6 protein-coding genes are annotated in these 5,648 nt (G+C 68.1%); 3 read left to right on the top strand and 3 right to left on the bottom strand.

Annotated features, from left to right (window positions below; genetic code table 11):
• Positions 1-82: 82 nt before the first annotated feature.
• The 3 genes from KF708C_RS33955 to KF708C_RS33945 are packed head-to-tail and all read right to left on the bottom strand — an operon-like array spanning position 83 to position 2,707.
• Complete coding sequence (locus tag KF708C_RS33955; RefSeq protein ID WP_059416267.1) at positions 83-661, bottom strand: hypothetical protein; 579 nt, start codon at positions 659-661, stop codon at positions 83-85.
• On the bottom strand, positions 658-1,101 hold the full coding sequence (locus KF708C_RS33950; RefSeq protein WP_020206990.1) for a DNA polymerase III subunit chi: 444 nt from the start codon (positions 1,099-1,101) through the stop codon (positions 658-660). Before KF708C_RS33950 ends, KF708C_RS33955 begins: the two co-directional genes overlap by 4 nt.
• A gap of 58 nt (positions 1,102-1,159) precedes the next feature.
• Positions 1,160-2,707, bottom strand: a complete 1,548-nt coding sequence (locus KF708C_RS33945) for a leucyl aminopeptidase (protein WP_059416263.1) — start codon at positions 2,705-2,707, stop codon at positions 1,160-1,162.
• Positions 2,708-2,843: 136 nt separating this feature from the next.
• Here KF708C_RS33945 and lptF point away from each other — a divergent pair, with 136 nt between their 5' ends.
• From lptF to KF708C_RS33930, 3 genes are read left to right on the top strand one after another with little or no spacing between them, the layout of a single operon-like run.
• Positions 2,844-3,965 (top strand): LPS export ABC transporter permease LptF, encoded by a 1,122-nt coding sequence (gene lptF, locus KF708C_RS33940; RefSeq protein ID WP_020206992.1) that lies wholly within the window; start codon positions 2,844-2,846, stop codon positions 3,963-3,965.
• The gene (gene lptG, locus KF708C_RS33935; protein WP_020206993.1) at positions 3,962-5,116 is read left to right on the top strand and encodes an LPS export ABC transporter permease LptG; all 1,155 of its coding nucleotides are present in this window, start codon (positions 3,962-3,964) and stop codon (positions 5,114-5,116) included. Before lptF ends, lptG begins: the two co-directional genes overlap by 4 nt.
• Positions 5,117-5,123: 7 nt before the next feature.
• Positions 5,124-5,510, top strand: a complete 387-nt coding sequence (locus KF708C_RS33930) for a sirohydrochlorin chelatase (protein ID WP_059416258.1) — start codon at positions 5,124-5,126, stop codon at positions 5,508-5,510.
• Positions 5,511-5,648: the final 138 nt, after the last annotated feature.

Here is a 5,648-nt window from a genome sequence, read left to right as displayed (position 1 = left end):
TTTGATGTTGACTTTAAGCCTTTGACGTTAAAGCCGTTGACTTTGAAGTTAAAGCCTTTGACTTTAAAGCCCCCCAAAAAAATCAAACCCCACCCGGATCCCTCTCAATCTCCTCCAGAGTAGCATCCAGCCACTCCACCAACCGCGCCTCCAGCGCCTGCGTCAACTCCGCCGCCAACTGCGCAGTCAACGGCGCCAGACGCGATTGCAGCGTGGCCTCGGTATGAGCCTCCACCACCTGCGGCCACTCGGTGCGAAATCGCATCATCACGCGCGTGAGCAGTTCGCTGCGAACCGCCCGCAGTTCTTCGTCGCTGGGCGGCGGCACGGGATGGACGGCGGCGTGCGAGGCGGAATAGGCGCCGTCCTGCGTGGACGGGTTCGGGTTCGGCTGCGCCAGCGCCGGCACCTCGGGCACGGGCGTGGCCGCTTCGCGCGGCACGACCACGTGGGTCGGGGAACCGGGCCAGGCCGGCTCGAGGGGAACGTGGGCGACGTGAGGCTGGGCCGGGCCGCCGGCCGCGGGCGCCGCGGCGCTGGCGGCCTGCTCCGCGCCCTGTCTGGCGGCATCGGCGGGCAGGTCGATGACTTCGGTCAGCAGCGGAATGCTGTCGTTGGGCCCGATGCGCGGAATCACGCGCGAGGTGGTGCGTTCGGTCATGCGTCGCCTCCCTTGCCCTGGGCTGCCTGCGCGATGTCGTGGTGCGCCAGCGGATAACCGCGCTCGCGGTAGAGGCGGAAGCGCTCGCGCCCGGCGTCGCGGTCGGCGGCGTCGCTGCCGACCACCTCGATCATGCGCTCGAAGCTGGCGAACTGCGCGGGCGGCTGCGTGTCCAGGTTGATCAGCAACTGGTGATGCGGGGCCTGTTCCAGCGTGGCGGCCAGCACGATCGGCGTGACCGCGGCGTGCGGGCTGTCGATGCCGCAGTGGGGCAGGAAATCGAGCGGGGAAAACGTCCACAGCCGCGCATCGAGCTGCGCCAGCTGCTCCGGCGCGCCGTGCACCACCAGCTTCTGGCCGGCGCCGTAGGCCTTGCGGATCAGGCGGCAGGCGTAGCCGAGCTTGTCGGGCACGTTGCTGTGGAAATCGATGCGCGTCATGGTCAAGGACGATCCTCTGCACAAGCCGGCGCCCTCGGGCGCCGGCCCGCGCCTGGCTTCAGCCGGCGCGGTCCATCAGGAACTGCGCCAGCAGCGGCACCGGGCGGCCGGTGGCGCCCTTGGCCGCGCCGCTCTTCCAGGCCGTGCCGGCGATGTCCAGGTGGGCCCAGTCGTACTTCTCGGTGTAGCGCGCCAGGAAGCAGGCCGCGGTCACGCTGCCGGCCGGGCGGCCGCCGATGTTGGCCATGTCGGCGAAGTTGGACTTGAGCTGGTCCTGGTAGTCGTCGTCCAGCGGCATGCGCCAGGCGCTGTCCATCGCCTTGCGCCCGGCCTGCAGCAACTGGTCGGCGAGGCCGTCGTTGCGCGCGTACAGGCCGCTGTTCACGTGGCCCAGCGCGATGATGCAGGCGCCGGTCAGCGTGGCCACGTCGATCACCGCGGCGGGCTTGAAGCGCTCCACGTAGGTCAGCGCGTCGCACAGCACCAGGCGGCCTTCGGCGTCGGTGTTGAGGATCTCGATGGTCTGGCCGGACATGCTGGTGACGACGTCGCCGGGCTTGGTGGCGGTGCCGCTGGGCATGTTCTCGCAGGTGGGCACCACCGCGATCACGTTGAGCTTGAGGCCCATCTCGGCCACCGCCTGCAGCGTGCCCAGCACCGAGGCCGCGCCGCACATGTCGTACTTCATCTCGTCCATGCCCTCGCCCGGCTTGAGCGAGATGCCGCCGGTGTCGAAGGTGATGCCCTTGCCCACCAGCACCACCGGGGCCTGCTTGGCGGATGCGCCGTCATAGCGCAGCACGATGAACTGCGGCGGCTCGACCGCGCCCTTGGTCACGGCCAGGAACGCGCCCATCTTGAGCGCCTCGATCTGCTTGCGGCCCAGCACTTCCACCTTGAGCTTGTGGCGCTTGGCGATGGCGCGCGCGGTGTCGGCCAGGTAGGTCGGCGTGCAGATGTTGGAAGGCAGGTTGCCGAGGTCCTTGGTCAGTTCCATGCCGCCGGCGATGGCCACGCCGCGCAGCACGGCCTGGGCCGCGGCCTTGGCGTCGGCCGCGTCCACGGTCAGCACCACCTTGCGCAGGCCGCTCTTGTCCTTGGCGTTGGCGCCGTTGCCGGCGCGCTTGAGGCCGGGATGGCGCTCGAGCAGGCGGTAGCCCGCCTCGCGGATCAGCGTGACGGTGGTGATCAGGCGCCACGACAGGTCGGCGGCGTTGCCGGCCTGCTGGGAAGCCTGCTGCTGCGCCAGGCACCACAGCACGCTGGCCGCGCGCGTGCCGGACAAGGCACGCAAGGCGGTGCGCACGGCTTCGGCGAACGCCTTCTCGTTGAACTCGCCCTCCTTGCCCAGGCCCACCAGCAGCACGCGCGCCGCGCCCACGCCGGCGACCTCGTGCAGCATCAGCTGGGTGCCGCGCTTGCCCTCGAAATCGCCGAGCTTGACGAGCCGCGCCACCAGGCCCTTGGTCGCGACGTCCAGCGCCTTGGCCACGCCGGCCAGGCTCTGGCCTTCAAACAGGCCGACCACCAGGCAGTCGGTCTTGGTCGCCAGGAAACCATTTTGGCCAGCTTTGCTCCAATCCAGGGCTTTTGTGCTAAATTCCATCGCGCTTCCTTCCAGGGGCTCGTCCAAAGAAAGCCCCTATTATCCGCGATTTGCTGCCGCCGGTCCGCTATCCTGACTAGCAAGCCAACCGGCGCACCATCGCCCGCGCCGGCCGGCAGTCCGGAACCGACAACGCATGATCTTTCAACAAGCCCTGCGTCGCGAGCTCGCCTACACCGCCGGCGCGGTGTTCCTGGTCATGCTGACCTTCATGCTGACCTCGCTCGTGATCCGCATCCTTGGCATGGCCGCCAACGGGCAGGCCAGCCCGAACGACGTCCTGATGCTGATCGGCCTGGCCACCATCGGCTACCTGTCCATCCTGCTGTCGGCCACGCTGTTCATCTCCACCCTGATCGTGCTCACGCGCTGGTACAAGGATTCGGAGATGGTGGTGTGGTTCTCGGCCGGCATCTCGCTGCGCGACCTGGTCAAGCCGGTGCTGCAGTTCGCCGCGCCGTTCATCGTCATGTCGCTGCTGCTGGGCATGTTCGCGTGGCCGTGGGCCAACCAGCAGAGCGCGCTGTTCCGCGACCGCTTCGAGCAGCGCGGCGTGCTGTCGATGATCGCCGCTGGGCGCTTCATCGAGCCGGCCAAGGCCAACTACGTGCTGTTCATCGAAAGCATCGACGCCGACATGACCCACGCGCGCAACGTCTTCGTGGCCAGCGCGGAAGCCGGCAAGATCGGCGTGTCGCTGGCCCACCAGGGCCAGTTCCGCACCATGCCCAACGGCGACCGCCTGGTGGTGATGGAGAACGGCCGCCGCTACACCGGCCTGCCCGGCAAGCTGGACTACCGCATCGTCGAGTTCGACCAGTACGCCGTGAAGGTGGACAACAAACCCCCCGCGAGCGAGGCCGACCTGCCCACCAAGAGCCGTGACACCATCGACCTGCTGCGCAACCGCAGCAACGAGAACCTGGGCGAGCTGCTGTGGCGCCTGTCGCTGCCGCTGCTGGCCTTCAACTTCGTGCTGATCGCCATTCCGCTGGCCTACGTCAACCCGCGCCTGGGCCGCTATACGCCGCTGGTGTTCGCGGTGCTGATCTACCTGACCTACAGCAACCTGATCAATCTCTCGCAGGCCTGGGTGCGCTCGGGCTCGATCCCGTTCGCGCTGGCCTGGTGGCCGTTCCACCTGATCGCGCTGCTGGGCGCGGTGATGCTGTTCCGCTACCGCCAGAACATCAGCCTGGGCGGCTGGCGCGCCGTGCTCGGCCTGCCGCGCAAGGCTCCGAAGGGAGGCCGGGCATGAGGTTCCTGCGCGTCTACGAGCGCTACTTCGGCCGCCTGATCTACGGCGTCTTCGCCTTCATCCTGTTCGCCGTGCTGGCGCTGTTCGTGTTCTTCGACATGCTCAGCGAGCTGGAGAGCGTGGCCGGCAGCTACACCTCGCTGGTGGCGTTCTTCCACGTCATCCTGCAGGCGCCCACGCGCATCTACGAGGTGCTGCCGATCGCGGTGCTGATCAGCGCGATCTACGTGTTCTCGCAACTGGCCAGCCAGTCCGAGTACACCATCTTCCGCGTGGCCGGCCTCAACACCCGGCAGGCGCTGTTCTCGCTGTTCAAGCTGGCGATCCCGCTGGCCATCGCCACCTTCATCTTCGGCGAGTTCATCGGCCCGCAGGCCGAGCAGTACGCGCAGAAGGTCAAGCTGGAGGCGCTCGGCGCCACGGTGTCGGCCGGCTTCCGCTCGGGCGTGTGGGTCAAGGACCGCGACCGCGACGCCGCCCGCGGCCACGAGGTCACGCGCTTCGTCAACGTGGTCGGCCTGCGCCCCGACCAGAGCATCACCGGCGTCACCATCTACGAGTTCGACGAGCAGTACCGCCTGAGCGTGATCCGCGTGGCCAGGGAAGGCCGCTACCAGGGCGGCCAGTCGTGGCAGCTCAGCGGCGTCACCGAGACCCACTTCCTGGAACTGCCGCGCGGCGAGCCCGGCAAGGCCGACACGCTGGCCCCGGTGTTCCGCGGCGAGCAGAAGACCGTGCCCAGCATGACCATGCGCTCGGAGCTCACGCCGCAGATCCTGTCGGTGCTGCTGGTGGAGCCGGAACGCATGTCCACGCTCGACCTGTTCCGCTACATCCGCCACCTGCGCGACAACAAGCAGGACACGCAGCGCTACGAGATCGCCTTCTGGAAAAAGGTGGTGTACCCGCTCACGCTGTTCGTGATGGTGGCGCTGGCCCTGCCCTTCGCCTACCTGCACGCGCGCGCCGGCGCGGTGGGCGTGAAGGTGTTCGGCGGCATCATGCTGGGGCTGTCGTTCCACCTGTCCAACACGCTGTTCTCGCACGTGGGCCTGCTGCACACCTGGCCGCCGATCGTCTCGGCGCTGATCCCCGGTACGCTGTACCTGCTGGTGGCGCTCGGCGCATTGCGCTGGGTCGACCGGCACTAGACGCGCCATGAACACCCCCGCCGCCCCCGCCAAGGCCCTGGTCCTGTTCGGCCACGGCGCGCGCGACGCGCGCTGGCGCGAACCGTTCGACCGCCTCCACGCCAAGCTGGCGGCGGCGCTGCCCGGCAGCACGGTACGCTTGGCCTTCCTCGAACTGATGACCCCATCCCTGCCCGACGCGCTGGCCGAACTGGCCGGCAGCGGCGTGGCGGACATCACAGTGGTGCCGGTGTTCTTCGGCCAGGGCGGCCATCTGCGGCGCGACTTGCCGGTGCTGCTGGATGATTGCCGGCGGCGCCATCCCGGTGTGGAGATTCGCTGCGCGACGGCTGTGGGGGAGGTTGAGGGGGTGTTGGATGCGGTTGTTGCTTATTGTGTGGGGGTAGGCGGGTAAGGAGCCGGTTGAGTCCTTGTTCGGGCTACTGTGGGCCTGGCGGCTCGGGCGGTTGTTGGTGCTTGAACCCAAAGGCCGTATGACATCCCCGCTGCGCGGGGCTGCCAGTCACTTTCTTTTGTCTGAAAAGAAAGTAAC

The sequence above is a fragment of the Cupriavidus basilensis genome (assembly GCF_000876015.1).
In the GTDB taxonomy this organism is placed as follows: domain Bacteria; phylum Pseudomonadota; class Gammaproteobacteria; order Burkholderiales; family Burkholderiaceae; genus Cupriavidus; species Cupriavidus basilensis_B.
Note: the sequence above shows the minus strand (reverse complement) of the source record. Positions and strands in the feature narration are given on the sequence as shown.

Bases quoted from the DNA above. Each gene is read 5' to 3' on its own strand.
- KF708C_RS33945 (WP_059416263.1), bottom strand. From the start codon at position 2,707: ATGGAATTTAGCACAAAAGCCCTGGATTGGAGCAAAGCTGGCCAAAAT.
- lptG (WP_020206993.1), top strand. From the start codon at position 3,962: ATGAGGTTCCTGCGCGTCTACGAGCGCTACTTCGGCCGCCTGATCTAC.
- KF708C_RS33930 (WP_059416258.1), top strand. From the start codon at position 5,124: ATGAACACCCCCGCCGCCCCCGCCAAGGCCCTGGTCCTGTTCGGCCAC.
- lptF (WP_020206992.1), top strand. From the start codon at position 2,844: ATGATCTTTCAACAAGCCCTGCGTCGCGAGCTCGCCTACACCGCCGGC.
- KF708C_RS33950 (WP_020206990.1), bottom strand. From the start codon at position 1,101: ATGACGCGCATCGATTTCCACAGCAACGTGCCCGACAAGCTCGGCTAC.
- KF708C_RS33955 (WP_059416267.1), bottom strand. From the start codon at position 661: ATGACCGAACGCACCACCTCGCGCGTGATTCCGCGCATCGGGCCCAAC.